Genomic DNA, 26024 nt, shown 5'->3' with positions numbered 1-26024 from the left:
CGACGGCGCGCGGGCGAGGCTGCGCCGCACGCGCAAGTTGCATACGGAATCGGCAACGAAATCGGCGCGGGCGGGGCGGTGCCGTCATGCCGCGACGCGGCGGGGGGCCGCGCGGCGTGGCGCCGCGCGCGTCAACAGGCGCGGGCGCGGCGTTGCTTGAGCGTTTCGGACGGCAGGCAGCCGTAGCGCTTGCGGTAATGCGTGGCGAAGTGGCCGAAGCTGGTCACGCCGCAGCGCAGCAGGATGTCGGTGACGCTGTCGCCGTCGCGCGCCTCGACCAGCGCCGCGTGCGCCCGCGCCAGGCGGCGGTTGCGCAGGTAGTCGCTGGGGCTTTGCTTGAGGAACTGGGCGAAGCCGTTCTGCAGCGTGCGGATCGAGACGCCGCAATGGGCCGCCAGGTCGGGCAGGGCGATGGGGGCGTCGATGTGGTCTTCGATGTAGTCGCGCGCCCGCCGCACGTGCAGCGGCAGCGGCTGGCGGCGGTCGGCGCGCAGGGCCTCGGAGTAATTGTGCGGCAGCTGCATCAGCAGCAGCGACGCCAGGTAGTCGGAAAAGCCCGCCGCCAGCGTCTGCGTCACGCCCTCGATGGCGGGATGGCGGTACAGCCGGCACAGGTAGTCCAGCGTCTCCTGCACCGCGGCCAGGCCGGGCGAGCCGGGCGCGGCTTCCAGGTCGAACACCAGCGCCTGCCGCAGGGGGCGCTCCAGCAGCTGCTGCAATTGCCGTTCCAGCGCCTCGCGCTCAATGCGCAGGATCAGGCTGCGGCAGTCCTGGCCGATGCGCAGGATGCTGCGCTCGGACGGCGACGAGATGGTCAGGCCGCCCTCGCGCAGGGCGGCGCTGCGCTTGCCCAGCGTGACTTCGCCCGCGCCTTGCAGCGTGACGCGCACCAGGTAGTAGCGGGCGATGTCGCCGGCATCGATCTCGACCTCGGCGCCGTAGTGCAGGTCGAACAGCGCGGCGCTGCCGAAGAACACCCCGTACAGGCGCGATTGCAGCGGTTCGCCCGGCGCCACGCACATGCGGTGCGACCACAGGTGCTGGCTGACCTGGTCGGTGATTTCGGAGACATTGCCCGAATCCAGCAGGCAATGGCGTTGCAGCGGATAGGTATCGTGGAACATGCTTTCCTGCGCCCCGGGAATAGCCGTTGCGCGCCCGGTATAGAGCCGGCCGGCGCAAAGGCCTACAACAGATGCAGCCATCGAAATGGCGAACCAGACAGCGGGACGCCGCCGCCCTGAAAGGGGGCGCGATCCCGATGCGATACAAGGGAAAAACATGACGGCCGATACCGGAAACGACGCGGCGCAAAAGCGCTATGCCTACGAGTGGTATGTCGTCCTGATCTGCATGCTAGCGTACATATTTTCGTTCGTCGACAGGCAGATCCTGGCCCTGATGATCGAGCCCATCAAGCGCGACCTGCAGCTCTCGGACACGCAGTTCAGCCTGCTGCACGGACTGGCCTTTTCGCTGTTCTACGCCTTCATGGGCATCCCCATCGCGCTGCTCGCCGACCGCTATTCGCGGCCCCGCATCATCGCCATCGGCGTGGCCTTCTGGAGCGTGGCGACCGCCGCCTGCGGCCTGTCGAAGAACTTCGGCCAGATGTTCCTGGCGCGCATCGGCGTGGGCGTCGGCGAGGCCGCGCTGTCGCCGGCCACCTACTCCATGCTCAGCGACATGTTCCCGCGCCACAAGCTGGGCCGCGCGGTGGGTATCTATTCGATCGGCTCGTTCATCGGCGGCGGCCTGGCGTTCCTGATCGGCGGCTACGTCATCGACCTGCTCAAGAGCGTGGACAGCGTGCACGTGCCCGGGGTGGGCGAACTGCGGCCGTGGCAGGTGACGTTCTTCATCGTCGGCCTGCCCGGCGTGCTGGTGGCGCTGCTGATCCTGCTGACCGTGCGCGATCCGCAGCGCAAGGGCCTGCGCCACGACGCCAGCGGCCGCGTGCAGAAGCCCACGGCGGGCGAGGTGTTCCGCTTCCTGGGGCGCCATCGCGGCACGTTCTGCTGCCACTACCTGGGCTTCTCGTTCTACGCCATGATCCTGTTCTGCCTGCTCGGCTGGACGCCGGCCTTCTACATGCGCAAGTTCGGCATGTCGCCGGTGGAGGCGGGCTACATGCTGGGCACGGTGGTGCTGGTGGCCAACACCGCCGGCGTGTTCTGCGGTGGCTGGCTGATGGACTGGCTGGCGCGGCGCGGCTACAGCGACGCGCCGCTGCGCGCCGGCGTCATCGGCGCGATCGGCATGGCGCTGCCGGCCGTGGCCTTCACCCAGGTGGACGGGCTGTGGCTGTCGGTGGGCCTGCTGCTGCCGGCGATGTTCTTCGCCTCGTTCCCGATGCCGACCTCGACCGCGGCCATGCAGATCCTGCCGCCGAACCAGCTGCGGGCCCAGGTGTCGGCGCTGTTCCTCTTGATCTCCAACCTGGTCGGGCTGGGCCTGGGCACCACGGCGGTGGCGCTGCTGACCGACCGCCTGTTCCACAACCCGGCGGCGGTGGGGCATTCGATGTCGCTGCTGATCGGCGTGGCCACGCTGGCCTGCATCGGCCTGCTGGCGGCCGGCTGCGGCAAGTACCGGCGCAGCCTGGCGCGGGAAGAGGGCGAGCGCGCCACCGAAACGGCGACCGCGGTGCCGGCGCCGGCCCGCGCGCCGGCCGGGCAGACGCCGTGAGGCGGAACCTGGGCGCCGGACTGCGCCTTTGTCCTGGCGCAAACCTGTCGGACCCATGCCTGTCCCGCGGCGCGCCGCTGCGGCGATAATCGCGCGCATGACCTACCAATTACTCAAAATGCTGCATGTCGCCGCCGTGGTCGCATGGCTGGGCGGCTCCCTGTTCGTGTCGCTGTTCCTGCTGTCGTCGCAACCGCCCGACAGCGACGAGGCGCCCAAGGAACGCAAGATGCTGGGCGCGCTGCGCCGCTGGACGCTGTGCGTGACCACGCCGGCGATGGTGCTGGCCTGGCTGGTCGGCCTGCACCTGGCGGTGACCTTCGGCTGGTTCGCGATGACCTGGATCTGGATCAAGATCGCGCTGGCGCTGGTGCTGTCGGGCCTGCTGGGCGTGCAGAGCGCCGCCTTGCGCCGCCAGTCCCAGGGCAGCGCGAAGCGCGCGCCGCTGGTCGATCTGTACGCGCCGCTCACGGTGGTGGCCGCTGCGGTCATCGTGACGCTGGTGGTGGTCAAGCCGTTCTGAGATATGGCGCGGCGTGACCATGGGGCGCCGCCACTTATGCGCCGACGCCATATCCAAACACCCCTGTAATAACGACTCAACCAACTATTCGTTCGCGCGCGCAGGGGCCATCCCTAGAATCGTCTGCTCATAACCGTATCGACTGAGAGGCGATTTCCATATGACTCCCCGTACTTACACCGCCCGCGCGGGCACGTTGGCCAAGGCCCTGCTGGGCGCCGTGCTGGCCGCCGCCGCCATGTTCCACGGGCCGGCTTTCTCCGCCGATCCCAAACCGCTCAAGGTCGGCGTGCGTGGCGGCGTCGATGAACAGATCTGGGAGGTGGTGGCGCAGGTCGCCAAGAAGAACGGCCTGGCCGTCGAGCCGGTGATCATCACCGGCACCGCCAGTCCCAACGAGGCGCTCAACAACGGCGACCTGGACGCCAACGCGTTCCAGCACATCCCGTTCCTGAACGACCAGATCAAGCAGCGCGGCTACAAGCTGGTGTCGGTCGCCAATACCCTGATCTCGCCGATTGCCTTCTATTCGAAGAAGTACAAGTCGCTGCAGGCCCTGCCCGAGGGCGCCAAGGTCGGCATCCCCAACGACCCCAGCAACCAGACCCGCGCGCTGGTGATCCTGCGCGACCAGGGCCTGATCACGCTCAAGGACGGCTTCGACCCGGCCACGGGCACCGCCACGCTGGCCGACGTGACCTCCAACCCGCGCAAGCTCGACTTCGTCGAAAGCGCCTCGGTGGTGCTGGCGCGTTCGCTGCCCGACGTCGACACCGCCGCCATCGTCAACAGCTTCGCCTACCAGGCCGGGCTGATCGCCACGCGCGACGGCATCGCGGTCGAGAAGAAAGAGAACAACCCGTACGTCAACATCATCGCCGTGCGCGAGAAAGACAAGAACGCGCCCTGGGTGCCCGAACTGGTCAAGGCCTACCACTCCGAGGAAGTGCGCCAGTTCATCCTGAGCAAGTACGAAGGCTCGGTCATCCCGGTCTTCTGAGCCGGAAGGCACGGCGTCGCCGGCCGGCGCCGCCTCCATCCTCGCTCGCGGGGCGGCAGGCGCCGCCGCGCGGGCGGCTCGGGAACACAGCATGATGCAACACGAAATCCCCCTGGCGGATCCGGCCCTGCGGCCCGCCGCCGACGCGGCGCCGGACGCCCACATCGTTTTCGACGGACTGCAGAAACGCTACCAGGGCCCGCAGGGCACGGTAACGGCGCTGGCCGATATCTCTTTTTCCATCGGGCGCGGCGAGGTGTTCGGCATCATCGGCCGCAGCGGCGCCGGCAAGTCGACCCTGCTGCGCTCGATCAACATGCTGGAGCGGCCCAGCGCCGGCCACGTGCGGGTGGACGGCGTGGACGTCGGCAGCCTGGACGAGGACGCGCTGGTCGGCCTGCGGCGCCGCATCGGCATGATTTTCCAGCACTTCAACCTGCTGTCGGCCAAGACGGTGGCGCAGAACGTGGCCTTGCCGCTGCGCGTCGCGGGCGTCAAGCCGGCCGAGGCGCGCGCCAAGGTCGAGGCGCTGCTGGACCTGGTCGGGCTGCGCGACAAGGCCGACACCTATCCGTCCAAGCTGTCCGGCGGCCAGAAGCAGCGCGTCGGCATCGCCCGCGCGCTGGTGCATGACCCGGAAATCCTGCTGTGCGACGAAGCCACTTCCGCGCTCGACCCGGAAACCACGCAGTCGATCCTGGCGCTGCTGCGCGACATCAACCGCAAGCTGGGCCTGACCGTGGTGCTGATCACGCACGACATGGCGGTGATCCGCGAGGTCTGCCACCGGGTGCTGGTGCTGGATGGCGGGCGCAATGTCGAGCATGGCGAAGTCTGGCGCGTCTTCGGCAATCCGCAGGCCGACGCCACCCAGGCCTTGCTGCGGCCGTTGCAGCACGACCTGCCGGCCGACCTGGCGGCACGGCTGGTGCCGGACCTGGCGGGCCGCCCGGGCGTGGCGGTGCTGCGGCTGCGCTTCACCGGCCAGGGCCGGCCGCAAGGGGTGTCGCTGCAGGCGCTGGCCGCGCTGGGGCCGGGCGCGACGCTGCTGCATGGCGGGCTGGACCGCCTGCGCGGTCATGCCCAGGGCAGTCTGCTGGTGTCGGTGCCGGCCGCCGTTCTACAGGAAGAGGCCGCGCGCGCCGCGCTGGTGGCCGATCAGATAAAGGTGCTGGGTTATGTCGCTGCCGATGCTTGATAAATACCTGCAGGCGTTCCTGCAGACGCTGGCCATGGTGAGCGTGTCCACGGTCATCGCGATCGTCGCCGGCCTGGCGCTGGCGGTGGTGCTGACCGTGACCGCGCCGGGCAACCTGTATCCGCGGCCGCGCCTGAACAAGGCGCTGTCGATCACGGTGAACACGTTCCGCGCCATCCCCTTCATCATCCTGCTGGTGGCGATGCTGCCGTTCACGCGCATGCTGGTCGGCACCACGCTCGGCACCTGGGCCGCGATCGTGCCGCTGTCGGCCAACCTGGTGCCGTTCTTCGCGCGCATCGCCCAGGTCAGCCTGAACGACGTCGACCATGGCCTGGTGGAAGCCGCCCGCGCCATGGGCTGCCGCCGCTGGCACATCGTGCGCCACGTGCTGCTGCCCGAGGCCCTGCCGGGCATCATCGGCGGCATGACCGTCAGTGTCATCGCCATGATCAACGCCTCGGCCATGGCTGGCGCCGTGGGGGCCGGCGGCCTGGGCGACCTGGCCATCCGCTACGGCTACGAACGCTATGAAACCCGCGTGATGTTCGAAGTGATCGTGATCCTGATCGCGCTGGTCTCGATCGTGCAATTCACCGGCGAATGGCTCTCGCGCCGCGCCGACCACAAGCGCTGACGGCGGGCGCTGTCCGCCCGCCCGAACCGATTCCTGGAGATTTCCCATGTCCGACTCGCAACACCACGGCTTTGCCACCCGCGCCATCCACCTGGGCTACGACCCGCTGGACGAGCAGGGCGCGCTGTCGCCGCCGCTCTACCTGACGTCCACCTACACCCAAGACAGCATCGAGGCCTTCGACCGCATCCGCCTGGGCGAGCAGTCAGGCTATGTCTACGGCCGTACCCGCAACCCGACCCAGGCGCTGCTGGAAGAACGGCTGGCCTCGCTCGAAGGCGCCGAGGCCGGCGTGGTCACGGCCTCCGGCATGGCGGCGATCTCGGCCACGCTGCTGTCGCTGCTGCAAAGCGGCGACGAGATCGTGGTCGACCAGATCGTCTACGGCACCGCCTTCACGCTGTTCGCGCAGGGCCTGCCGCGCCTGGGCATCAATGCCGTGTTCGCCGATTTCACGCGGCCGGAGACGGTGGCCGCCGCCATCGGCCCCAAGACCCGCGCCGTCTACTTCGAGACGCCGGCCAACCCCAACCTGCGGCTGGTCGACATCGCCGCGATCTCGGCCATCGCGCGCGGCAAGGGCCTCTTGACCATCGTCGACAACACCTTCGCCACGCCGGTGCTGCAACGTCCGCTGCAGCACGGCGCCGACATCGTGCTGCATTCGGCCACCAAGTACCTGGGCGGCCACGGCGACCTGCTGGCCGGCGCGGTGGTCGGCCGCAAGCAGCACATCGATGCGATCCGCCTGCAGGGCCTGCGCTACTTCACCGGCGCGACGCTGTCGCCGTTCACCGCCTTCCTGGTGCTGCGCGGCCTGAAGACGCTGGAGCTGCGGGTCGAGCGCCACAGCGAATCGGCGCTGAAGGTGGCGAAGTTCCTGCGCGAGCACGCCGCGGTGGCCGACGTGTTCTACCCAGGCCTGGCGGGCACCGCCGGCGCCGAGATCGCGCAGCGCCAGCAGGCGGCCGGCGGCGGGCTGGTGGCGTTCGAACTGAAGGGCGGGCTGGCCGCGGGCCGGCGGTTGCTGAACAGCCTGAAGCTGGCGCGCATCGCCGTCAGCCTGGGCGATCCGGAAACGCTGATCCAGCATCCGGCCACCATGACGCACGCCAGCTATACCGCCGAAGACCGCGAGAAATACGGCCTGTCGGAAGGGCTGCTGCGCTTGTCGGTCGGGCTGGAAACCGCCGCCGACATCCTGGCCGATCTCAAGCAGGGGCTGGATCAGGCAGGGAACTGACGCGTGATCGCGCCCGGCTCGCCTTCGCGTCCGGGCGCCGACGGGTCGCGTCAGCGCAGCACCGAGGTCAGACTGTCGAACTGCTGCGACTCCAGCCGCGCGCGTTCCCCGGTCAGCTGGCGCACCGCCAGCTGGTGCGCGCGGAAGCGGTTCAGCAGGCTGTCGCGGTCGAACACGATCTCGTTGTGCTCCACGCGCCACGAGCGGCGGTTGTCGTCGAGCAGGTTGATCATCTTCTCGAACTCGTCCAGGGTCTGGCGCTCCAGGTCCCAGTTGCGGGCCAGCGTCGCCTTCTGCTGCGGGCGCGCCTTGATCGCGCCTTCGACCATGCGGTCCTTCTGCTGATCGCTCAGGTCGAGCGAGCGGATGGTGATGGGCACGTCGGCCAGCAGCCGCTGGTTCTGCTGGCTGTACTTGCGCACCACGCGTTGCGACTGCTCCAGGATCAGCCGGCTTTCCACCATGCCGCGGTCGCGCGCCAGCCGGTTGGGAATGAAGAGGTCGGACAGCCGCACTTCGTCCAGTTCCTTCATGTAGGCGCGGTACTGCGCCACGCGTTGCCCGAGGATGAGCTTCACGCCGCGCTCGATCTCGCCGTAGACGCCTCGCGCCTTGGGCGTGGCGTCGATGTCCGGCACGTCGCCGGGCGGATGGTCGGGAGCGTTGAGCGCGGCGCGCATCCATCCGCCGGTGCGGCGGATCTCGGCCAGCGCGGTGGCCTTCTGCGTCTCGCGGTAGGCCGAGAAGCCGGCCAGGGCGGCGGCCGCGACCGCCAGCAGCAGGCCGGTGGCGAAGGCCGCGCGCATGCGGTGCAGCGGCGTGCGAAAGCGCTTGAACAGCGACATGACCAGGATCACGACGGCGGCGGGCAGCAGCAGCGAGATGGCGCTGCCGACCGCGCTGCCGAAGCGGTAGCCCATCGATTCGGCCGTGGTGGGGGCGCTGGACGCGCCGTCGGGCTTGAAGATCACCACCAGCACCCACAACCCGATGTACAGCAGCCAGGTCCACGTCCGCAGGGCGCTGCTTGGCCGCGGCAGGCCGGGCGCGGCCGACGTCGGGGGCGGCCGCGGCGCGTCGGCGTCGTCCGGGCTCAGGGTGGGTTCTCTACGCGTGTGCACGGCGGGCGGCAGCCACGAAATATTTAGACGCAGATGTTACCGTGGGGGCTTTTCAGGCGCAATGTGGATCGCGCCGCCAGGCCACCCAGATGCCTTCGCCCTCGAAGTGATGCAGGCCGCGCTTGGCCACGGCCAGCCCGTCGCGCAAGGGCTGCAGGTCCAGGCCCGGCATGTGGCGCAACAGGGCCGGGGGCAGGGCCGCGAGGTCGAGATGTTCCTGGCCGAACGCGACCGCCATCAGCGAGCCTTCGTCGCGGACCCGCACGTACCACAGGCCTTCCATGTAGTCGCCGACCCACGGGTCGGGAAACAGCGCCTGGGTGAAGTGGAAGCCGAACTCCTCGATGGCCTCCCACGGCCAGAACTGGCGCCGGCCGCCGGCGTCTTCCGGGCCCATGGCGCGGGTGAAGCCGCTGTCGTCGAAGCGGATGGTTTCGGCGTAGGGATCGGGCGGCGCGGGCGGACCGACGAACAGCCGTTTGAGCAGGGACCACATGGCGGCAAGGGGGCAGTCGAAAGAGGACAGCGGGCAGTGTACCGGCGCGCAATACTGCGGCAATGTTACAAGCATTGATCCACGTCAACGCCCGGCCCCGGCACGCCAGTTAGGGTAGATGTTTTTTCCTGACGGGTCGCCGGCGACTGGCCGGCCGCCGCGGCTCGGACTTCACGCGCAGCAAGGATTGCAACGATGACAGACAAGACCCCGCAAGCTTCCGTATCGCCCGGCGAGAACAAGGACGACGCCGTGTCCCCGCGCGCCGCCAAGCGCACCGCCGCGCCGCGCAAATCCGCGCGATCCGCCCCGGCCGCCAAGCACGCGCCGGCCGCAACGCGGTCCGCCGGTGGCGCGGCGGCGCCCAAATCCGCGCGCGCCGCCCGCGCCGCCCAGCCGGCCAAATCCACCAAATCCGCCCAGCCTGTCCAGCCGCCGGCATCCGCGCTGGCGACGCCGGCTGGCCTGCCGGCCATCGACCCGGCGATCCAGGCGCGCAAGCGCGTCAATGCGCGCGAAGTCGCCGCGCGCCAGGAAACCTCGGCGGTGCTGGCCGACATCGCCCGCCGCTACCAGATCGGCGAATCGGGCGAGGCCCATGCGGCGTTGCGCTCGGTGATCGAGGAACTGTCGCCCGACGACGCGGTGGCGGTGCATCGCGCGCTGCTCGAAGCCAACGCGCAGGCGCCGGCCGTGCGCCGCAACCCCGACGAGGAACTGGCGACCGACTGGCGCGAAGGCATCTATCCCTACCGCCACCGCATGCTGCGGCGCAATTACGAAAAGCAGAAGTACGCGTTGCAGGTCGAGCTGCTCAAGCTGCAGGCCTGGGTCAAGGCCACCGGCCAGCGCGTGGTGATCCTGTTCGAAGGCCGCGACGCGGCGGGCAAGGGCGGCACCATCAAGCGCATGATGGAACACCTGAACCCGCGCGGCGCGCGCGTGGTGGCGCTGGAAAAGCCGTCCGACACCGAGCGCGGCCAATGGTATTTCCAGCGCTACGTGCAGCACCTGCCCACCGCCGGCGAGATCGTGATGTTCGACCGCTCCTGGTACAACCGGGCCGGCGTCGAGCGCGTGATGGGATTCTGCTCGCAAGACGAATATCTGCAGTTCCTGCGCCAGGTGCCCGACTTCGAGCGCCACCTGGTCACCAGCGGCATCCACCTGGTCAAGTTCTGGTTCTCGGTCAGCCAGGAAGAGCAGCGCCGCCGTTTCCTGCAACGCAAGGTGCATCCGCTCAAGCAATGGAAACTGAGCCCGGTGGACCTGGCCTCGCTCGACAAATGGGACGACTACACCCGCGCCAAGGAAGCGATGTTCGCGCACACCGACACGGCCGACGCGCCCTGGATCGTGGTGAAGTCCGACTGCAAGAAACGCGCCCGCCTGAACGCCATGCGCTACGTGCTCAGCCGCCTGCCGTACGAAGGCAAGAGCGGCGTGCCGGAGCTGGCGCTGGATCCGTTGATCGTGGGGCGGGCGCTGTGAGTAGGCTCCGCATAATCTGCCTTCGAGCCTTCGGCTAGCGCCCCACCGCCCAAGCCGGGCGCCGCCGGCGGGCCGCGGGAATCCCGTCGCCTACTTGCCCCGCATCTGATCGATCAGCCGCCGGTCGCGCTTGGTCGGCCGGCCGGCCGCGATGTCCAGCGCCGGCTCGGGCGCCAGGCGCCGCATTTCGGCGGCGCGTTCGCGCGCCGCGGCGCTTTCCGGGGTTTCCTCGTACAGCTGGCGCGCCACCGGCGCCGGGCCGCGCACGCCGCTGACCGCCACCACGCGCACGTGCGTGGCCGGGTCTTCCTTGCGGATGCTGACGACGTCGCCGGCGCCGACCTCGCGCGCCGGCTTGGCGGGCTGGCCGTTGACCTGCACGCGGCCCTTGCCGATTTCGTCCACCGCCAGGCTGCGCGTCTTGTAGAAGCGCGCCGCCCAGAGCCATTTGTCGAGCCGTATCCTGTCCATCGTCATTGCCGCCGTCAATCGGGTCATCAGTCGGACATGATAGCGGTTCGCGTCAGCGCGGCACTTCGCGCAGCAGCGCGGCGAAGGCGCTGGCGGGCAGCGCGCGGCTGAACAGGAAGCCCTGCATCGCGTCGCAGCCTTCCTCGATCAGCATCTGGCGCTGCGCCTCGGTCTCGACGCCCTCGGCCAGCGTGCGCATGCCCAGCGAATGCGCCAGCCGCACCACGCCGCGGATCACGGCGGTGGCGGTCGGCACCTTGCCCAGCGCCCAGACGAACGACTGGTCGATCTTGAGCGTGTCGATCGGCAGCCGCACCAGGTAGGCCAGGCTCGAATAGCCCGAGCCGAAGTCATCCAGCGACGCCGAGATGCCGGCCTCGCGCAGCGCCGCGAGGATGCCGGAGGCCTTCTCGACGTCGCTCATCAGCGAGTTTTCGGTGACCTCCACGTCCAGCAGCGTCGGCGGCACGCCGTGCACCTGCGCCAGGCGCACGATGGTGTTGGCCAGGTCGGGCGCCACCAGCTGGCGCGCCGACAGGTTGAACGAGATGCGCGGCACCGGCAGGCTCTCGGCCAGCCATTCGCTGATGTGCAGGCAGGTGGCGTTGGCCACCCATTCGGTCAGCGCCGACTCCATCGGCGAATCCAGGATCACGTCCAGGAACGCGGCCGGCCCCAGCAGGCCGCGGGTGGGGTGGCGCCAGCGCAGCAGCGCCTCGGCGCCGCACAGCGAGCCGTCGTGCATGCTGATCTGCGGCTGGAAGTGCAGTTCGAACTGGTTGTTGGCCAGCGCGCCCTGGATGTCGCCGCGCAGCGACAGGCGCGCGCCCAGTCCCTGCATCAGTTCGCGGTGATAGACCCGCACCTGGAAGCGGCCGGCCGATTTGGCCGCGTACATCGCCGCGTCGGCGTAGTTCAGCAGCATCTCGGCCGATTCGCCGGGCGAGTTCATCAGCGCGATGCCGATGCTGGCGCCCAGCGAGACCGAGCGGCCGTGGATGTCGCTGGGCGTCGACAGGGCGTTCAGGATCGAATTGGCCAGGGCCTCGGCCGCGCGCTCGTTGGTGCCGCGCAGCACCAGCAGGAACTCGTCGCCGCCGACCCGGGCGCAGAAGATCTCGGGCGTGAGGAACTTGCGCAGCCGCTCGGCCACGTCGCACAGCAGCAGGTCGCCCTCGGCGTGGCCGAAGGCGTCGTTGACTTCCTTGAAGCGGTCCAGGTCCAGGAACAGCACCGCCAGGGTGGGGCCCTGCGCGGCCAGCGCGGGCTCGGCCTCGGCGATGGCCGCGGACAGCGTGTCCATGCACTGGCGCCGGTTCGGCAGGCCGGTCAGGTAGTCGTGGGTGGCCTGGTACTTGAGCTGGGCGGTCGCTTCGCGTTCGCGCGAGACATCGCGGAACAGGACGGCCAGGCCGCGCTCGTGCGGAAAGGCGCGCGCCTCGAACCAGCTGGCCAGCGGCGCGTAGTAGCCGGTGTGATGCGTGGGCTGGCCGGTCTGCATGGCGCCGCGACAGGCGTCGTAGTAGCCGGTGCCGACCAGGTCCGGACAGCTGTCCCACAGGCCGTGTCCCACCAGGTCCAGCCTGCTGCGTCGCAGCAGGCGTTCGGCGGCCGGGTTCAGGTAGCGCACGCGCCAGTCGCGATCGAGCGACAGGAAGCCGTCGGCCAGGCCGTCGAGCGTGGCGCCGTCGGCGCCGGCCGCGATGCCGGCGTCGGCGGGTGGGGGGAAGGAGGAGGGCTCGTTGCTGTCGTGGTTCATCTCGCTGCGGATTTCCCTGAGCACGCTTGAAGTGCTGTTGTATCGCATCGGGGAGCCGCCGTAAAACCAAAAAAAAGGGCGCCCCGAAGGGCGCCCAAGACCGGCATTCCGGTTGACGGGCGGCATGCGCCCGGCAGTACTCAATCCAGTTTCAGGTCGGCTTCCTTGACCACGCGCTGCCACTTGGCGATCTCGGCGCGGCGGAACGTGTCCAGGTCGGCGGGCGTGGAGCCGATGGGCTCGGCGCCGATGCCTGCGAGCTGTTCGGCGATCTGCGGGTCCTTCAGCACTTTGGCCAGCGCCTGCGACACCTGGTTGACGATCTCCGGCGGCGTGCCGGCCGGCGCGAACACCGCGTTCCACTCATAGGTTTCGTAGCCGGGCACGCCGGATTCGGCGATGGTGGGCAGGTCCGGCGCCGCCTTGGAACGTTCCGAGCCGCCCACGGCCACCGCGCGCAGCTTGCCGTTCTTCACGTGCTGCCAGGCCGAGCCCATGCTGGCGAACATCACCGGCACCTGGCCGGACATGACGTCGATCATGGCCGGGCCGCCGCCCTTGTAGGCGACGTGCTGCAGCTGGGTCTTGGCCAGCAGGTTGAACAGTTCGCCGGCCAGGTGCTGGGCCGAGCCGGGACCGGCCGAGGCGAAGTAGACGTGTTCCTTGCTGTCCGGCTGGCCCAGGCGGATCAGGTCGGCCACGGTCTTGACCTGGTACGACGGCGTCACCACCAGCACGTTGGGCACGCGCAACAGCAGCGACACCGGCGCGAACGCGGTCAGGGTGTCGAACTGCATCTTGGAGTGCAGCGCGGGGTTCTGCGCGTGGTTGGAGGCGTCCAGCATCAGCGTGTAGCCGTCGGGCTGAGCCTTGGCGACCACGGCGCCGCCGATCATGCCGCCGGCGCCGCCGCGGTTTTCGATGACCACCGGCTGGCCCAGTTCAGCCGCCAGCTTGGGGCCGATCAGGCGGGCCACCACGTCGACCGTGCCGCCGGGCGGGTAGGTCACCACCAGCGTGATGGCGCGCTCGGGGTAGGCGGCGGCAGCCGTGCCGGCGGCGCCAGCCAGCAGACCGGCGGCAGCCAGCAGGCTGGCGCGGCGCGCGAGGCGTTTGAACAGAGGGGTCATCGGAATTCTCCTTGGAATTGGAACAGCCGCAACGGTGTCTCGGCGAGTACGGCGCGCCGTTGCGTGGGGTCGTCGATCCAGTCGTCCAGCCACTGCGTTGCCGCGGGGTAGGACGCCAGGTGGCGATGCTCGGTGTGGGGCCAGTCGCTGCCCCACATGAGGCGGGCGGGCGTGTAGGCGTCCAGCAGTTGCCGCGCGGCCTCGCGGCCGGCGCCGGTACAGGCCGGCGCGGTCCAGTTGCGGTAGGGGGCCGACAGCTTGACCCAGACCTGGCCGCTGGCGGCCTGCCGCAGCAGGTAGTGAAAGCCAGGGTCGGCCACGCCGAGCGCCGGGTCGGGACGGCCGAAGTGGTCCACCACCACGCGGCAGCCGGCCTGCAACAGCGCCGGCATGATATCGGCCAGGCGCGCGGCCTGCACGTGGATCTCGACGTGCCAGCCCAGCGCGTTGACGCGCGCCAGCAACTGTTGCCAGGGCGGCGTCCGCAGGTCGGGCAGGGCCAGGCCGATCAGGTTGAGCCGGATGCCGACCACGCCGGCGGCGGCCAGGGCCTGCAGCGCGGCGTCGTCGATTGCCGTGTCCACCACCGCCACGCCGCGCAGCCGCGCCGGCGCGGCGCGCAGCGCCTGTACCAGGTGGCTGTTGTCGGTGCCCAGGAAGCTGGGCTGCACCAGCACGCCGTGCGACAGCCCGTGCGCGTCCAGCAGGCCCAGGTATTGGGTCAGTGGGGCGTCGTAGTCCGGGGTGTGGCGGCGCGTGTCCGCCAACGCCAGGCCCTGCAGGAATACGTGGGCGTGGCTGTCGACGGCGAGGCCGGTGACGGAGGGGGGCAAGGCAGTCTCCTGGGCGGGGTCCGTGCCCCGCGCGTTCTGTAAGGTTCTGTAAGCGGGATTCTATGTAGACAAGGTATAGTTTTCCATTCTGGAAAATTGCTTTATTTATATTGGATTGATATGGAAACCCGGCATTTGCGCTACTTCCTGGCGGTGGTGGACCACGGCAGCGTCAGCCGCGCCTCGGAATGGCTGGGCATCGCCCAGCCGGCGCTGAGCCAGGCCCTGGGCCGCATGGAAAAGGACCTGGGCGTACGCCTGTTCGAGCGCTCGCGCCAGGGCTCCACGCCGACCCCCGCGGCCGAGGCCATCCTGGAGGACGTGCGCGCCAGCGTCGCGCGCATCGACGCCGCCGCGCGCCGGGCCCGCGAGATCGGCCGCGGCAGCGCCGGCCAGTTGACGGTGGGGCTGGTGTCGTCGGCGCTGTTCAACACGCTGCCACGGGCCTTGCGCGAGATGCGGCGGCAGGCGCCCGGCGTGCGCGTGATCCTGCGCGAGATGAGCAACGCCGAGCAGGCCGAGGCGCTGCAGACCGGCGAGATCGACATTGGCCTGATGCACACGCCGGTGGCGGTGGGCGGCCGCATGCGCGAACGCCAGCTGCTGCGCGACCGGCTGGTGGCGGCGGTGCCGGACGAGTTCGACGTCGACCCCGACGGCCAGGTCTCGATGGCGCAGATCGCCCAGGCTGGCCTGGTGATGTATCCGCAATCGCAGCTGCCGGCGTTCTACGCCGACATCCTCGACGCCATGCGCAAGGGCGGCCACGACGCCCACGTGGCGCAGGAAGCCAACCGCACTCTGACCGTGCTGGCGTGCGTGGCCGGCGGCTGCGGCGTGGCGCTGCTGCCCAGCTGGATCCGCTCGATGGATTTCCGCGGCGTGCGCTTTTGCGAAGTGCGCGACGGCGAGCGCCTGCCCAGCTTCGACCTGAGCGCGATCTGGCCGGCCCGCTCGGTGCCGACGCTGGCGGACCTGTTCGCCAACCTGGACCTGGGCGGGCACTGACCTTTCACTGCGCATTCAATCGCGCCGACGAACACTTAAGCCACGCTTAAGACGGCGTTTTCCCCGGAACCGCGACGCCTCCGCCGCTCTAAACAGGAACGACGTGAGAGGGGCTGTTCATGGATCTGAACTGGCAGCAGCAGCTGTGGGAAAGCGCGCTCTGGCTGGCGCGCGCGTTCGCCATCAGCGCGGTCGCGCTGGCGCTGGCGGCGATGGTGCTGGCGCGCTGGACCGATTGGGGGCGCAAGTTCTGGCGCCTGGCCTGGCCCTACCTGACGCCGCGGCACAGCTGGCGGCCGCTGCTGACGCTGGCCGCGCTGTTGTTCCTGGCGATGTTCGCGGTCCGCATGACCGTGCTGTTTTCGTTCTGGTACAACGGCTTCTACAGCGCGCTGCAGGCGCTCGACCCGAACGCGTTCTGGCGCTTCCTGGGCATCTTCTCGGTGCTGGCCACCGTGCACGTAATCCGCACCCTGATCGACAGCTATGCCGGCCAGGCCTTCGACATCCACTGGCGGGTCTGGCTCAACGACCGCCTGACGCGCGACTGGCTCGGCGCGCGCGCCTACTACCGCGGCCACTTCGTCGGCGAGCCGGTGGACAACCCCGACCAGCGCATCGAGCAGGACATCGCCCTGTTCGTGAGCGGCTCGCGCTCGCTGGCGATCGGCGCGCTCAGCGCGGTGGTATCGCTGGTGGCGTTTACCTCGATCCTGTGGAACCTGTCGGGCGCGCTGGAGGTGGCCGGCGTCGAGATTCCGCGCGCCATGGTGTTCATGGTGTACCTGTACGTGATGGTGGCCACGCTGTTCGCGTTCCGCATCGGCCGGCCGTTGATCCTGCTGAACTTCCTGTCCGAACGGCTCACCGCCAATTTCCGCTATGCCTTGCTGCGGCTGCGCGAAAACGCCGAGAACGTGGCCTTCTACCAGGGCGAGGAGGTCGAGCGGGTGACGCTGTGGACGCGCTTCTCGGCCTACATCGCCAACCTGTGGGCGCGGGTCTACCGGGGCCTGAAATTCGACGGCTTCAACCTGGTGGTGAGCCAGATCGCGGTGGTGTTCCCGTTCCTGCTGCAGGCGCAGCGCTTCTTCAGCGGCGCGATCAAGCTGGGCGACGTCATGCAGACCTCGCAGGCGTTCGGCCAGGTGCAGGATTCGCTGTCGTTCTTCCGCACCTCGTACGATTCATTCGCGCAGTACCGCGCCACGCTCAACCGCCTGGCCGGCTTTCTCGACGCCAACGCGGCGGCGCGCGAGCTGCCCGCGATCGAGGCGCAGCCGCTGCCCGACGCGCTGGAGATATCGGGCCTGGACGTGTCGCGTCCCGATGGCCACGCGTTGCTGCGGCAGCTGGATCTGTCGCTGCGTCCGGGGCAGGCGCTGCTGATCAAGGGCCCGTCCGGCAGCGGCAAGACCACCTTGTTGCGCGCGCTTGCGGGCTTGTGGCCCTACGCCCGGGGCGTGGTGCGGCGTCCGCAGGGCACGGCGGCGCTGTTCCTGTCGCAACGCCCCTATCTGCCGCTGGGCAAGCTGCGCGATGCCGTGGCCTATCCGGGACAGGCGCACGCCGGCGACGATGCGCGCCTGGCGACGGCGTTGCGGCTGGTGAACCTGGGGCACCTGGCCGGGCGGCTGGATCACGAGGCCGACTGGTCGCGCATCCTGTCGATCGGCGAGCAGCAGCGGGTGGCGTTCGCCCGCGTGCTGTTCAACCGGCCGGCCATCGTGTTCCTGGACGAGGCCACGTCGGCCACCGATGAAGGGTTGGAGCACATGCTGTACGGCTTGCTGCGCGAGCACCTGCCGAGCGCCATGCTGGTCAGCGTCGGCCACCGCAGCACGCTGGATGCGTTCCATACCCATCGGCTGGACCTGGATGGAATGGGCGGCTGGACGATGGGGCCGCTGGCCGCGGCGCCCGGTCCGGTATTGACGTGGGCGGCGGCCTAGCGGGCTGACACGGGCACGGGCGGCGCCCGCCGTGCCCGGCGCCTGTCAGGTGCCGACCCGCAGCGGGCCGGTCAGCTTGCGCAGCGCCGCGATCACGCTTTGCGCGGTGATGCGGCCGGTCTTGGGATTGGCCGACGGGATGTTCTGGATCTCCATCGAGAACGAGGCCGAATCGGACACCACCTCGACGCGGTGCACGTTGCGCTCCAGCGAGGGATCGGCCCAGATCTCCAGCGTGGTGCGGTCCGGGCCGATGCCGGCCAGCGACACGCTCACCGCCACGTTCAGGTTGGCCGGGAAGCCCACCGCCGCCTCGCGCGGCGAGCCGCGGAAGATCAGGCGCGGCTCGGTGATGCCGTCGATGTCGATGTTGTTGTCGGTCAGGTAGGGCGCGCCCAGCAGGCCGCGCACCGGCTTGCGCGTGATCATCGTGACGGAGTGGATCTCGCCTTCGGCGGCGGCGGTGATCGCGTCCAGGCCCAGGATGGCGCCGGACGGCACCAGGATCTGGCCCTGGTGGCGGCGCGCCAGCTCGATCAGGTCGTCGTGGCGCAGCAGCGCGCCGGAGCTCAGCACCACCAGCTTCTTGCCGGCCTTGAGCACCGGCTCGGCCAGTTCGCGGAACACGGCGGCGGGGGCGCACTCGACCACCACGTCGCAATGCTCGGCGAGCTCGCCAATGGTGGTGAACACCGGCTTGGCGTTCTGCCAGGCCACCGCGGGCGCGGCCTTGGGGTCGCGCACGGCCACGGCGGCCAGCGTCAGGCCGGGCAGGCCGGCATCCAGGGATTGCGCCACGGCCTGGCCGATGGCGCCGAAGCCGGCGATGCCGACGCGGTAGCTGTTCATGGAAGATTCCGGAGTTGGGGCGCGAGGCGCCGTCAGGTTCGCAGGCCGGCCGGCGGCAGCGTGGCCGGCCAGGGTCGGCGGTCACTGTAGCGAGGGGGCGGGCGGGCGTCAATCATCGCGGGGCTTACACTCGCGGTCTGCGCCATGCATTCATCGCCAAGGAGAAGGGCCATGCGAATTTCCGCCGAAACCCCCGAGGATATCGACGCCATCTTCGCGTTGACCCAGCAAGCCTTCCAGGACCATCCCCACAGCCAGCAGACCGAGGGCTACATCATCGACGCCCTGCGCGCGGGCGGCGCGCTGACGCTGTCGCTGGTGGCGCGCGAGGGCGGGCGCGTCGTGGGCCATATCGCGTTCTCGCCGGTGAGCGTCAGCGATGGCGCGGCCGACTGGTACGCGCTGGGGCCGGTGGCGGTGCTGCCGGCGGAGCAGGGCCGCGGCATCGGCAAGGCCCTGATCGAGGCTGGACTGGCCGCGCTCAAGGCGCAAGGCGCCGCCGGTTGCGTGGTGGTGGGCGAGCCGGCGTACTACACGCGCTTCGGCTTCGCGCGGATGCCGGCGTTGACCTATGCCGGCGTGCCGGCGCAGTACTTCATGGCGCAGGCGTTCACGCGGCCGGCGGCCGGCGAGGTGACGCACCACGCGGGTTTCTCCGCCGCCGGTCCGGTGCGCGGCTGAACCGGCGCTGCGCTTGCGGCGCGGCCGCATCCGCCCGCGGCCCGCGCGTATCAGGCGATCGCGGCGCGCGGCGCGAACTCGCGCCCGCTGTAGTCCCGCGCCACTTCGATCTCGCCGCGCGCCAGCCGCGCGGACCATTCATCCAGCACGCGGCGTTCCTCGGCGCCGACGTCCGCGCCCAGCACCAGCCGCAGCGCATCGCCCGCTTCCAGGCCGAAATGCGTGACGGCGCCGACCCGCAGCGCGCCGGCGGCGTGATCGGCCGCGGCGCGTTCCACGCACAGGCCCGAGTCGGCCAGCGCCGACGCCAGGTACACGGCCGGATCGCGCGCCACCCAGTCCAGCACATTGCCGATCTGCCACAGGCCATGGCGGCGGCAGGCGCGGCTGATGCCGTCGCGGCCGCCGTCCATCATCGCGAACACCACGCGGGCGCCGTCGGCGGCCAGCGCGTCGGTCCAGGCCTCGGCCAGGGCCGGGTCGTGCTGGTTGCCGCAAAAGCCGGTCAAGGGATCGCGTCCGCGCACGCGGCGCACGCCATCGGCATACGCCGCGCGGCCCTTCAGCCCGGGCCGCACGCGCTCGCCCGACAGATGCGCGGCGCCGTCGCGCAGGCCCGCCAGCACGCCGGCCAGGAAAGCGCTGTGCTCCTGCAGGATTTCATAGGATGCGACGTTGGCGGCGTGACGGCTGCCCTGGGTGATGGCGAACTGCGTGCGCCCAAAGCGCGGCGCCACCCGCGCCACCGGCACGTCGCCCTGGCCGCCATGCACGATGACCAGGTCCGGGTCGGCGGCGCACAGGTCCGCGAGGCGTTCGGCGCGCGCGTCGGGGTCGTGGGCCGTGATCCATTCCACCTGCAATGGCTGGCCCGCGCGCGCGGCGCGCGTCGCGCCGGCCACCGCGGCCTCGTTGAAGCCGCCGCGGCCGGGTTGACCGAACAGCACCAGCAACCGGCGCGCGCTCACAGGCTGGCTCCGGTGGCGCGCACCACCGGCCCCCAGGCCTCGGCCTGGCGCCGCACGAAATCGGTGAATTCGCTGGACGACTTCTGCTCCAGCACGAAGCCCTGGCCTTCCAGCTTGGCGCGGATCTCCGGCGTTTGCAGCACCTGCGCCAGCGCCGCGTGCAGGCGTTCGCTGACGCCGTCGGGCAGGCCCGCCGGGCCGGACAGGCCGACGAAATTCTCGGCCACCAGGCCGGGGTAGCCCAGTTCGCCCACCGCGGGAATCTCGGGCGCCTGCGGCACGCGCTGCGGCGTGGTCACCGCCAGCAGGCGCAATTGGCCGGTGCGCAGGAACGGCAGGTTCTGCGGCAGGGCGTCGACCGCCACGCGGATCTGGCCGCCGAGCAGGTCGTTGCGCATCGCGCCCGAGCCCTTGTACGGAATGTGTTCGAGCCGCGCGCCTGTCTGGCGCGCGTACAGTTCGCCGACGATCTGGCCGACCGACGCGAGGCCGCCGCTGCCGTACTGCACCGGCGCGGGCTGCGCCTTGATCCACTCGGTCAATTGCGCGAAGGTCTCGACCGGCACCGACGGATGCACCACGAAGGCGGTGGGCACCGCGCCCAGGTAGGCCACGTGGCGGAAGCTGGCCAGCGGGTCGTAGTGGTGTTGCGGCATCAGCGCGGGCGAGATCGACAGCGGCGCCGAGTTCGACATCAGCAAGGTGTAGCCGTCGGCCGGGGCCTGCGCCACCTGCGTCGCGCCGATGGTGGAGCCGGCGCCGGGACGGTTGTCGATGACGATCGACTGGCCCAGCAGGTCGCCCAGCGCGGGCGCGATGACGCGCGCGGCGATGTCGCTGGCGCCGCCCGGCGGAAAGGTCACCACCAAGCGGATGGGCCGTTCGGGCCAGGCGGCGGCGCGCGCCCGGCGCGGCCGCGCAAGCGGCAGGGCCAGCGTGCTGGCAAGCAGGAATCGGCGGCGGGTGATCGGCATGGCGGGTCGGCGCTTTGGCGGCAAAGGGCCGTACTGTAGGAAACCGCGCCGCGTCCCACAAAGACTTTATGGCGGTTTGCTTATGCCCGCCGTACATCGCGGCGGACGCGGCGCGCGCATTGCACGCGCGCCGCTTGGGGGGGCGCCTGTGGCGCCGCCTGTAGCGCCGCCGGCTGCGCGCCGGCGGCACGGGGCCCGTGGTCAGCTGCCCTGCTTGGCCTTGGCCATGTAGTCGACCGTCAGGTTCGACAGGGCGCGCACGCCGTTGATGAGCCCCGATTCGTCCACGTAGAAGCGCGGCGAATGGTTGGGCGCCGCGGTCTCGGGATTGACGTCCTTGGGCGTGACGCCGAGATAGAAGAACATGCCCGGCACCTTCTCCTGGTAGAACGAGAAGTCCTCGGACGCGGTCGACTTCGGTTGCAGGCCGTAGTTGCCTTCGCCCGCCACGCGCCGCAGCGTCGCGCCCATTTCCTCGGTCAGGCCGGGGTTGTTGACGGTGGCGTTGTAGAGCTCCACCACCCGCACGTCCGCCTTGGCGCCCGCGCTTTGCGCGATCTGCGTGGCGGTGCGCGCGATGCGCTGGTGGATGTCCTTCTTCATGCCCTCGTCATACGTGCGGATGGTGCCCGTCATGGCCACGCTGTCCGGCACGATGTTCATGCGGTTGCCGCCATGGATGGCGCCCACGGTGATGACGGCCGGCTCCAGCATGCTGTTGATCTGGCGGCTGGGAATGGTCTGCAGGCCCAGGATGATCTGCGAGCTGACCACGATCGGGTCGATGCCCGACCAGGGCCGCGCGCCGTGCGTCTGCTTGCCGGTCACGTCGATCCAGAACTGGTCGGCCGCGGCCATCGCCGGGCCGCTCCGCCACGACAGCTTGCCCACCGGATAGCTGCTGGACACGTGCAGCCCGAAGATCGCGTCGACCTTGGGATTGTCCAGCACGCCTTCCTGCACCATCATCTTGGCGCCCCAGATCTTCTTGCCGTCCGGCTCGAAGTCGGCCGGGCTTTCCTCGGCCGGCTGGAAGATGAACTTGACGCTGCCGGGCAGCTGGTCCTTCATGCCGGCCAGCACTTCGGCGGTGGCCATCAGGATGGCGGTATGGGCGTCGTGGCCGCAGGCGTGCATCACGTCCACTTCCTTGCCCAGGTAGGTGCCCTTGGCCTGGGAAGCGAACGGCACGTCGACCTGTTCCTTGACCGGCAGCGCGTCCATGTCGGCGCGCAGCGCCACCACCGGGCCGGGCTTGCCGCCCTTGAGCAGCGCCACCACGCCGGTACCGGCCACGCCGGTCGTCACTTCCATGCCGAGCGCGCGCAGGTGGTCTGCCACCAGCTTGGCGGTGCGCGTTTCCTGGTTGCCCAGTTCGGGGTGCTGGTGGATGTCGCGGCGCCAGGCGATGAGCTTGTCTTCGATGGCCTTGGCGCGCTGGTCGATCTGCGTGGCCAGTTCCGGCATGGGCGCCGGCGCCAGCGGCCCTTGCGTGCCGGGCGCGCTTTGCGCGGCGGCGGGGCCGCTCAGCGCCAGGTGCGCGGCCAGCGCCAGCGGCGCCAAACGGAACAGGATCTTGCGGTGTTGCATGGCATGTCTCCTCTTGGTTGTTAACCTGTTATTGGGCGGAGATATTACCGGAGCGCTACCGCGGCGGCGTGCTTGTTACGCCTGCTTAAGAACGGCCTGATTTGATTCCGGGCGTTGGAATTCCATGCGCTGGAATTCCGCGCCAAGCCTGGGTTTCATGCGCGCGCTCGGGCATTCATTCAGGCCGCGCGCAACACCGGCCGCGCGCCGCGCGTGACCCACAACAGCAGCAGCGCCGCCAGCAGCGAGGCCGCGCCGGCGCCGGCCATCGCCGCATGGAAACCGCCCGCCAACGCATCGGCGAACAACGCCGCCACGCCATCGGGTTGCGCCGGCAGCACGTGCTGGGTGACCGCGATGCGCGCCACCGCCTGCGCGTCCGGCTGGCCCAGCCGCGTCAGCGCCGCGGCCAGGCTGTCGACCGCGCGGCCGCTCATCAGCGCGCCGAGCAGCGCGATGCCGATGGTCATGCCGGTCTGGCGCAGCGCGTTCATGGTGGCCGAGGCCATGCCGGAACGCTCGCGCGGCACGGTCGCCATCACCGCCATGCTGGTGGCCGGCACCGCCAGCCCCATGCCCAGGCCCAGCAGCACCATCAACGAGCCCGACAGCGCATAGGGCGTGTGGGCGTCGAAGCTCATCATGCCCAGCATTGCCGCGCCGACCATGCCGTAGCCGGCGATCATCAGCCGCGGCAAGCCGAAGCGCAGGTTCAGGCGGCCGAACACCGTCGACACGATCCCGGTGGCCACGAATTGCGGCGCCAGCTGCCAGCCCGCTTCCAGCGGCGACAGACCGCGCACGTGCTGCAGGTAGAGCGAGAAGAAGAACAGGCTGCTGTAGGCGCCGAACCCCATCACGAACGACGCGAAGTTGGTGCTGGCGAAGCCGGCGTCGCGGAACAGGCCCAACGGCAGGATGGGGCGCGCCACGGTGTGCTCGACCCACAGGAAGGCGATCAACCCGATCGCGGCCACGGCCAGCGCCGCCAGCGTGCCGGGCGCCTGCCAGCCGTGTTCGCCGGCGGCGATCAGGCCATAGGTCAGCGCGCCCAGCCAGATCACGCTCAGGGCCTGGCCGGCCGGATCGAAGGCGGCGTGCTCGGGATGCGCGCTTTCCTGGATGCCCCAGGCGCCCAGCGCGATCGCCACCACGCCCACCGGCAGGTTGATCAGGAAGATGCTCTGCCAGCTGAAATGCGCCACCAGCAGGCCGCCCAGCATCGGGCCGACGATCAGCGAAATGGCATTGCACGAGGCCCACAGGCCGATGGCGCGGGCGCGTTCGCCGGGATCGGGAAAGGCCTGCGTCAGCAGCGACATCGCGCCCGGGATCAGCAGCGCGCCGGCCACCCCCTGCACCGCGCGGCCGGCCAGCAGCAGCGGCAGATTGTCGGCCATGCCGCAGAACGCCGAGCCCAGCGTGAACAGCGCCACGCCCGCCAGCCACGAGCGCTTGCGGCCGTAGCGGTCGCCCAGCGGGCCGGCCGACAGCATGAAGGCCGACAGGAACAGGGCGTAGGCGTCCACCACCCATTGCAGGCCGGCCATGTCGATGCGCAGCGCGGCCTGCATGGTGGGCAGGGCGACGTTGACGATGCTGATGTCCAGGATGGTGATGAAGCTGCCCAGGTTGACGGCGAACACCAGGGCGCGGCGGCGATTGGGGGTCATTGCGGATGGCCGGGAAAGGGGGGAAACCGTATTCTATTAATCGACTGACCGTCGGTCAATAATTAAAAAGACGCATTTCCAAACGGCGCGCCAGGCCCGTCCTCTACACTGGAGATCGTTGAAAATGAAAGGATTCCCGCTCGCGATGGCCCCTTCCGCCAAGTCCGCCACCCGCTCCACCGCCGCCCCCGCGCCGCGCACCAAGCCCGCGCCGGTGCGCCTGAACGAATTGATGGCCGCCGCCGAGGATCTGTTCGTGCGCCAGGGCGTCGAAGCCACCACCATCGACCAGATCGTGGCGCAGGCCGGCGTGGCCAAGGGCACCTTCTATCATTACTTCTCGTCCAAGGCGGACGTGCTGGCGGCGCTGCGCATGAAGTTCTCGCAGGGGTTCCTGGACCGCATCGACGCGGCCATGGCGGCCTGCGCGCCGGACGACGGCGTGGCGCGGCTGCGGGCCTGGACGCGCGCGGGGGTGCACGCCTATTTCGACGGCTACGCGCTGCACGACGTGGTGTTCCACGACGTCAACCATCCGCATCGCGGCGCGACCGAACGCGCGGCGGTGCTGGCGCAGGCCGAGGCCATGCTGCGCGCCGGCCAGGCGGCCGGCTGCTGGCGGCTGGCGCAGCCCGCGCTGACCGCCATCCTGCTCTACCACGGCATGCATGGCGCCGTGGATGACAGCATCGCGCGTGGCGCGACCGACGCCGAGGCGCTGGCCGCCAGCCTGATCCCGCCGTTCCTGCGGCTGGTGGGCGCGCCTACTGCAGCTTGATGCCCAGTTCCTTGATCAGCGGCGCCATCTCGGCGCGATCGGCGGCGATGGTGTCGGCCAGTTCCTGCGCGCTGCCGCCGATCGGAATCATGCCCAGCGTCGCCATCTGCGCCCGCATCGCGGGCTCCTTCAGGATTTCCGCCACCGATTGCTGGATCCGCGCCACGCGGTCGGCCGGCACCCCGGCGGGCGCCATCAGGCCGATCCACGGCTGCGGCGCGTAGTCGCCCATGCCCGATTCGCGCAGCGTGGGCGTGTCGGGCAGGCCGGGAAAGCGTTCCGGGCTGGTGATGGCCAGCGCGCGCAGGCGGCCGCTGTCGATCAGGCCCTTGGAGCTGGACGGCGCGTCCAGCCCCACGTCGAGCTGGCCGCCGATCAGGTCGTTCTGCGTCTTGCCCGACGAGGACGACGGGATGTACAGCGCCTTGATGCCGGCGCGCCGCGCCGTCTGTTCCCACACTAGGTGGAACGCGGTGCCGATGGAGAACGAGCCCACCGTCAGGTTGCGCGTCTTGCTCTCGCGCACGAAGTCCTGCCAGGTCTTGATCGGGCTGTCGCTGGGCACGATGAAGATGAACGGCGTGCGCGCCACCAGCGCCACCGGCTGCAGGTCCTTTTGCGGATCGAAGGGCAGGTGATCGACCGCGAACGGCACGATGGTCACCGACGAGGCCACCACCATGCCCAGCGTGTAGCCGTCCGGCGCCGACTTGACCAGCGCGCCGGTGCTGATGATGCCGGACGCGCCGGGCTTGTTCTCCACCACCACCGCCTGGCCCCAGGCGGTGGACAGCTTGCTGGCGAGCACGCGCAGCATTACGTCCACCGGCCCGCCCGGCGGATTGGAGACGATGATCTTGACCGGCTTGTCCGGATACGCCGCGCCGGCGGCCGCGGGCAGCAGCAGGGCGAGCGCGATGGCGAGTTGCTTGAGCATTGGTATTCCCCTTGTCGATGTTGG

General features: G+C 70.0%; 24 protein-coding genes. 11 read left to right on the top strand and 13 right to left on the bottom strand.

The features are described from left to right. Positions 1–131 precede the first annotated feature (131 nt). Positions 132–1124 (bottom strand): AraC-like ligand-binding domain-containing protein, encoded by a 993-nt coding sequence (locus tag AC1HFW_RS13635; RefSeq protein ID WP_006396166.1) that lies wholly within the window; start codon positions 1122–1124, stop codon positions 132–134. Positions 1125–1281: 157 nt separating this feature from the next. Between AC1HFW_RS13635 and AC1HFW_RS13630 the strand changes: the two genes are divergently transcribed. From AC1HFW_RS13630 to AC1HFW_RS13605, 6 genes are all read left to right on the top strand, one after another. Continuing rightward, complete coding sequence (locus AC1HFW_RS13630) at positions 1282–2688, top strand: spinster family MFS transporter (RefSeq protein ID WP_479283844.1); 1407 nt, start codon at positions 1282–1284, stop codon at positions 2686–2688. A gap of 97 nt (positions 2689–2785) precedes the next feature. Beyond that, the gene (locus AC1HFW_RS13625; protein WP_035360619.1) at positions 2786–3211 is read left to right on the top strand and encodes a CopD family protein; all 426 of its coding nucleotides are present in this window, start codon (positions 2786–2788) and stop codon (positions 3209–3211) included. A 160-nt stretch (positions 3212–3371) separates the two neighbouring features. Beyond that, the gene (locus AC1HFW_RS13620; RefSeq protein WP_006396163.1) at positions 3372–4211 is read left to right on the top strand and encodes a MetQ/NlpA family ABC transporter substrate-binding protein; all 840 of its coding nucleotides are present in this window, start codon (positions 3372–3374) and stop codon (positions 4209–4211) included. Positions 4212–4302: 91 nt separating this feature from the next. Continuing rightward, positions 4303–5409, top strand: a complete 1107-nt coding sequence (locus tag AC1HFW_RS13615; RefSeq protein ID WP_061074081.1) for a methionine ABC transporter ATP-binding protein — start codon at positions 4303–4305, stop codon at positions 5407–5409. Further along, entirely contained in the window at positions 5390–6046 is a 657-nt protein-coding gene (locus AC1HFW_RS13610) for a methionine ABC transporter permease (protein WP_479283842.1), read from the top strand. The genes AC1HFW_RS13615 and AC1HFW_RS13610 overlap by 20 nt, the downstream gene beginning before the upstream one ends. Positions 6047–6092: 46 nt before the next feature. Then, on the top strand, positions 6093–7289 hold the full coding sequence (locus AC1HFW_RS13605; protein ID WP_006396160.1) for a trans-sulfuration enzyme family protein: 1197 nt from the start codon (positions 6093–6095) through the stop codon (positions 7287–7289). A 50-nt stretch (positions 7290–7339) separates the two neighbouring features. Here the strand turns inward: AC1HFW_RS13605 and AC1HFW_RS13600 are convergent, their stop codons facing one another. Together AC1HFW_RS13600 and AC1HFW_RS13595 are read right to left on the bottom strand one after the other, a co-directional pair. Beyond that, a complete protein-coding gene (locus AC1HFW_RS13600) occupies positions 7340–8410 on the bottom strand; it encodes a GAS domain-containing protein (protein ID WP_479283840.1) in 1071 nt (356 codons plus the stop codon). Between the two features lie 52 nt (positions 8411–8462). After that, a complete protein-coding gene (locus tag AC1HFW_RS13595; protein ID WP_006396158.1) occupies positions 8463–8906 on the bottom strand; it encodes a hypothetical protein in 444 nt (147 codons plus the stop codon). A gap of 195 nt (positions 8907–9101) precedes the next feature. Here AC1HFW_RS13595 and ppk2 point away from each other — a divergent pair, with 195 nt between their 5' ends. Beyond that, positions 9102–10397 (top strand): polyphosphate kinase 2, encoded by a 1296-nt coding sequence (gene ppk2 / locus AC1HFW_RS13590; RefSeq protein WP_241073792.1) that lies wholly within the window; start codon positions 9102–9104, stop codon positions 10395–10397. Between the two features lie 90 nt (positions 10398–10487). Here ppk2 and AC1HFW_RS13585 read toward each other — a convergent pair whose 3' ends face one another. The 4 genes from AC1HFW_RS13585 to AC1HFW_RS13570 form a co-directional block, all read right to left on the bottom strand. Further along, positions 10488–10868 carry an RNA-binding S4 domain-containing protein gene (locus tag AC1HFW_RS13585; RefSeq protein WP_035360617.1) on the bottom strand — a complete coding sequence of 127 codons (381 nt, stop codon included), beginning with the start codon at positions 10866–10868 and terminating at the stop codon, positions 10488–10490. 52 nt (positions 10869–10920) lie between these two features. After that, positions 10921–12627, bottom strand: a complete 1707-nt coding sequence (locus tag AC1HFW_RS13580) for a sensor domain-containing protein (protein WP_240320198.1) — start codon at positions 12625–12627, stop codon at positions 10921–10923. Between the two features lie 140 nt (positions 12628–12767). Beyond that, entirely contained in the window at positions 12768–13757 is a 990-nt protein-coding gene (locus AC1HFW_RS13575) for a tripartite tricarboxylate transporter substrate binding protein (RefSeq protein ID WP_006396153.1), read from the bottom strand. Then, positions 13754–14590, bottom strand: a complete 837-nt coding sequence (locus AC1HFW_RS13570) for an amidohydrolase family protein (protein ID WP_479283838.1) — start codon at positions 14588–14590, stop codon at positions 13754–13756. The genes AC1HFW_RS13575 and AC1HFW_RS13570 overlap by 4 nt, the downstream gene beginning before the upstream one ends. A 120-nt stretch (positions 14591–14710) precedes the next feature. On the opposite strand from AC1HFW_RS13570, the gene AC1HFW_RS13565 reads away from it, so the two are divergent. Continuing rightward, positions 14711–15598 (top strand): LysR family transcriptional regulator, encoded by an 888-nt coding sequence (locus AC1HFW_RS13565; protein ID WP_035360614.1) that lies wholly within the window; start codon positions 14711–14713, stop codon positions 15596–15598. Between the two features lie 119 nt (positions 15599–15717). After that, the gene (locus tag AC1HFW_RS13560; protein WP_479283836.1) at positions 15718–17550 is read left to right on the top strand and encodes an ABC transporter ATP-binding protein/permease; all 1833 of its coding nucleotides are present in this window, start codon (positions 15718–15720) and stop codon (positions 17548–17550) included. A 45-nt stretch (positions 17551–17595) separates the two neighbouring features. On the opposite strand, the gene AC1HFW_RS13555 is transcribed toward AC1HFW_RS13560, so the two are convergent. Next, complete coding sequence (locus tag AC1HFW_RS13555; protein WP_006396149.1) at positions 17596–18399, bottom strand: aspartate dehydrogenase; 804 nt, start codon at positions 18397–18399, stop codon at positions 17596–17598. A 171-nt stretch (positions 18400–18570) separates the two neighbouring features. On the opposite strand from AC1HFW_RS13555, the gene AC1HFW_RS13550 reads away from it, so the two are divergent. Further along, a complete protein-coding gene (locus AC1HFW_RS13550) occupies positions 18571–19080 on the top strand; it encodes a GNAT family N-acetyltransferase (protein ID WP_479283834.1) in 510 nt (169 codons plus the stop codon). A gap of 50 nt (positions 19081–19130) precedes the next feature. On the opposite strand, the gene AC1HFW_RS13545 is transcribed toward AC1HFW_RS13550, so the two are convergent. The 4 genes from AC1HFW_RS13545 to AC1HFW_RS13530 form a co-directional block, all read right to left on the bottom strand. Beyond that, the gene (locus AC1HFW_RS13545) at positions 19131–20048 is read right to left on the bottom strand and encodes a BMP family ABC transporter substrate-binding protein (RefSeq protein WP_479283833.1); all 918 of its coding nucleotides are present in this window, start codon (positions 20046–20048) and stop codon (positions 19131–19133) included. Then, positions 20045–21022, bottom strand: coding sequence for a Bug family tripartite tricarboxylate transporter substrate binding protein (locus AC1HFW_RS13540; RefSeq protein WP_479283831.1), 978 nt, complete (start codon positions 21020–21022; stop codon positions 20045–20047). The genes AC1HFW_RS13545 and AC1HFW_RS13540 overlap by 4 nt, the downstream gene beginning before the upstream one ends. Before the next feature lie 201 nt (positions 21023–21223). Further along, complete coding sequence (locus AC1HFW_RS13535) at positions 21224–22612, bottom strand: amidohydrolase (RefSeq protein WP_479283830.1); 1389 nt, start codon at positions 22610–22612, stop codon at positions 21224–21226. 179 nt (positions 22613–22791) lie between these two features. Then, positions 22792–24285: an MFS transporter gene (locus AC1HFW_RS13530; RefSeq protein WP_241069731.1), complete on the bottom strand. Its 1494-nt coding sequence runs from the start codon at positions 24283–24285 to the stop codon at positions 22792–22794. A 145-nt stretch (positions 24286–24430) separates the two neighbouring features. Here AC1HFW_RS13530 and AC1HFW_RS13525 point away from each other — a divergent pair, with 145 nt between their 5' ends. Beyond that, positions 24431–25063, top strand: coding sequence for a TetR/AcrR family transcriptional regulator (locus AC1HFW_RS13525; protein ID WP_479283827.1), 633 nt, complete (start codon positions 24431–24433; stop codon positions 25061–25063). Here the strand turns inward: AC1HFW_RS13525 and AC1HFW_RS13520 are convergent. Beyond that, on the bottom strand, positions 25050–26000 hold the full coding sequence (locus tag AC1HFW_RS13520) for a Bug family tripartite tricarboxylate transporter substrate binding protein (RefSeq protein ID WP_479283826.1): 951 nt from the start codon (positions 25998–26000) through the stop codon (positions 25050–25052). The genes AC1HFW_RS13525 and AC1HFW_RS13520 overlap by 14 nt on opposite strands. Between the last annotated feature and the right edge of the window lie 24 nt (positions 26001–26024).

This window comes from Achromobacter sp. ISS7 (genome assembly GCF_056523125.1).
The sequence above is the reverse complement of the archived record's forward strand: the minus strand, read 5'-3'. Positions and strand labels throughout refer to the sequence as shown.

What these genes read in the sequence shown, in the direction of transcription:
- AC1HFW_RS13525 (WP_479283827.1), top strand. Translation starts at nt 24,431, where the DNA reads ATGGCCCCTTCCGCCAAGTCCGCCACCCGCTCCACCGCCGCCCCCGCG.
- AC1HFW_RS13530 (WP_241069731.1), bottom strand. Translation starts at nt 24,285, where the DNA reads ATGACCCCCAATCGCCGCCGCGCCCTGGTGTTCGCCGTCAACCTGGGC.
- AC1HFW_RS13575 (WP_006396153.1), bottom strand. Translation starts at nt 13,757, where the DNA reads ATGACCCCTCTGTTCAAACGCCTCGCGCGCCGCGCCAGCCTGCTGGCT.
- AC1HFW_RS13540 (WP_479283831.1), bottom strand. Translation starts at nt 21,022, where the DNA reads ATGCCGATCACCCGCCGCCGATTCCTGCTTGCCAGCACGCTGGCCCTG.
- AC1HFW_RS13620 (WP_006396163.1), top strand. Translation starts at nt 3,372, where the DNA reads ATGACTCCCCGTACTTACACCGCCCGCGCGGGCACGTTGGCCAAGGCC.
- AC1HFW_RS13555 (WP_006396149.1), bottom strand. Translation starts at nt 18,399, where the DNA reads ATGAACAGCTACCGCGTCGGCATCGCCGGCTTCGGCGCCATCGGCCAG.
- AC1HFW_RS13550 (WP_479283834.1), top strand. Translation starts at nt 18,571, where the DNA reads ATGCGAATTTCCGCCGAAACCCCCGAGGATATCGACGCCATCTTCGCG.
- AC1HFW_RS13595 (WP_006396158.1), bottom strand. Translation starts at nt 8,906, where the DNA reads ATGTGGTCCCTGCTCAAACGGCTGTTCGTCGGTCCGCCCGCGCCGCCC.
- AC1HFW_RS13605 (WP_006396160.1), top strand. Translation starts at nt 6,093, where the DNA reads ATGTCCGACTCGCAACACCACGGCTTTGCCACCCGCGCCATCCACCTG.
- AC1HFW_RS13520 (WP_479283826.1), bottom strand. Translation starts at nt 26,000, where the DNA reads ATGCTCAAGCAACTCGCCATCGCGCTCGCCCTGCTGCTGCCCGCGGCC.
- AC1HFW_RS13580 (WP_240320198.1), bottom strand. Translation starts at nt 12,627, where the DNA reads ATGAACCACGACAGCAACGAGCCCTCCTCCTTCCCCCCACCCGCCGAC.
- AC1HFW_RS13625 (WP_035360619.1), top strand. Translation starts at nt 2,786, where the DNA reads ATGACCTACCAATTACTCAAAATGCTGCATGTCGCCGCCGTGGTCGCA.
- AC1HFW_RS13630 (WP_479283844.1), top strand. Translation starts at nt 1,282, where the DNA reads ATGACGGCCGATACCGGAAACGACGCGGCGCAAAAGCGCTATGCCTAC.
- AC1HFW_RS13535 (WP_479283830.1), bottom strand. Translation starts at nt 22,612, where the DNA reads ATGCAACACCGCAAGATCCTGTTCCGTTTGGCGCCGCTGGCGCTGGCC.
- AC1HFW_RS13585 (WP_035360617.1), bottom strand. Translation starts at nt 10,868, where the DNA reads ATGGACAGGATACGGCTCGACAAATGGCTCTGGGCGGCGCGCTTCTAC.
- AC1HFW_RS13565 (WP_035360614.1), top strand. Translation starts at nt 14,711, where the DNA reads ATGGAAACCCGGCATTTGCGCTACTTCCTGGCGGTGGTGGACCACGGC.
- ppk2 (WP_241073792.1), top strand. Translation starts at nt 9,102, where the DNA reads ATGACAGACAAGACCCCGCAAGCTTCCGTATCGCCCGGCGAGAACAAG.
- AC1HFW_RS13635 (WP_006396166.1), bottom strand. Translation starts at nt 1,124, where the DNA reads ATGTTCCACGATACCTATCCGCTGCAACGCCATTGCCTGCTGGATTCG.
- AC1HFW_RS13610 (WP_479283842.1), top strand. Translation starts at nt 5,390, where the DNA reads ATGTCGCTGCCGATGCTTGATAAATACCTGCAGGCGTTCCTGCAGACG.
- AC1HFW_RS13615 (WP_061074081.1), top strand. Translation starts at nt 4,303, where the DNA reads ATGATGCAACACGAAATCCCCCTGGCGGATCCGGCCCTGCGGCCCGCC.
- AC1HFW_RS13560 (WP_479283836.1), top strand. Translation starts at nt 15,718, where the DNA reads ATGGATCTGAACTGGCAGCAGCAGCTGTGGGAAAGCGCGCTCTGGCTG.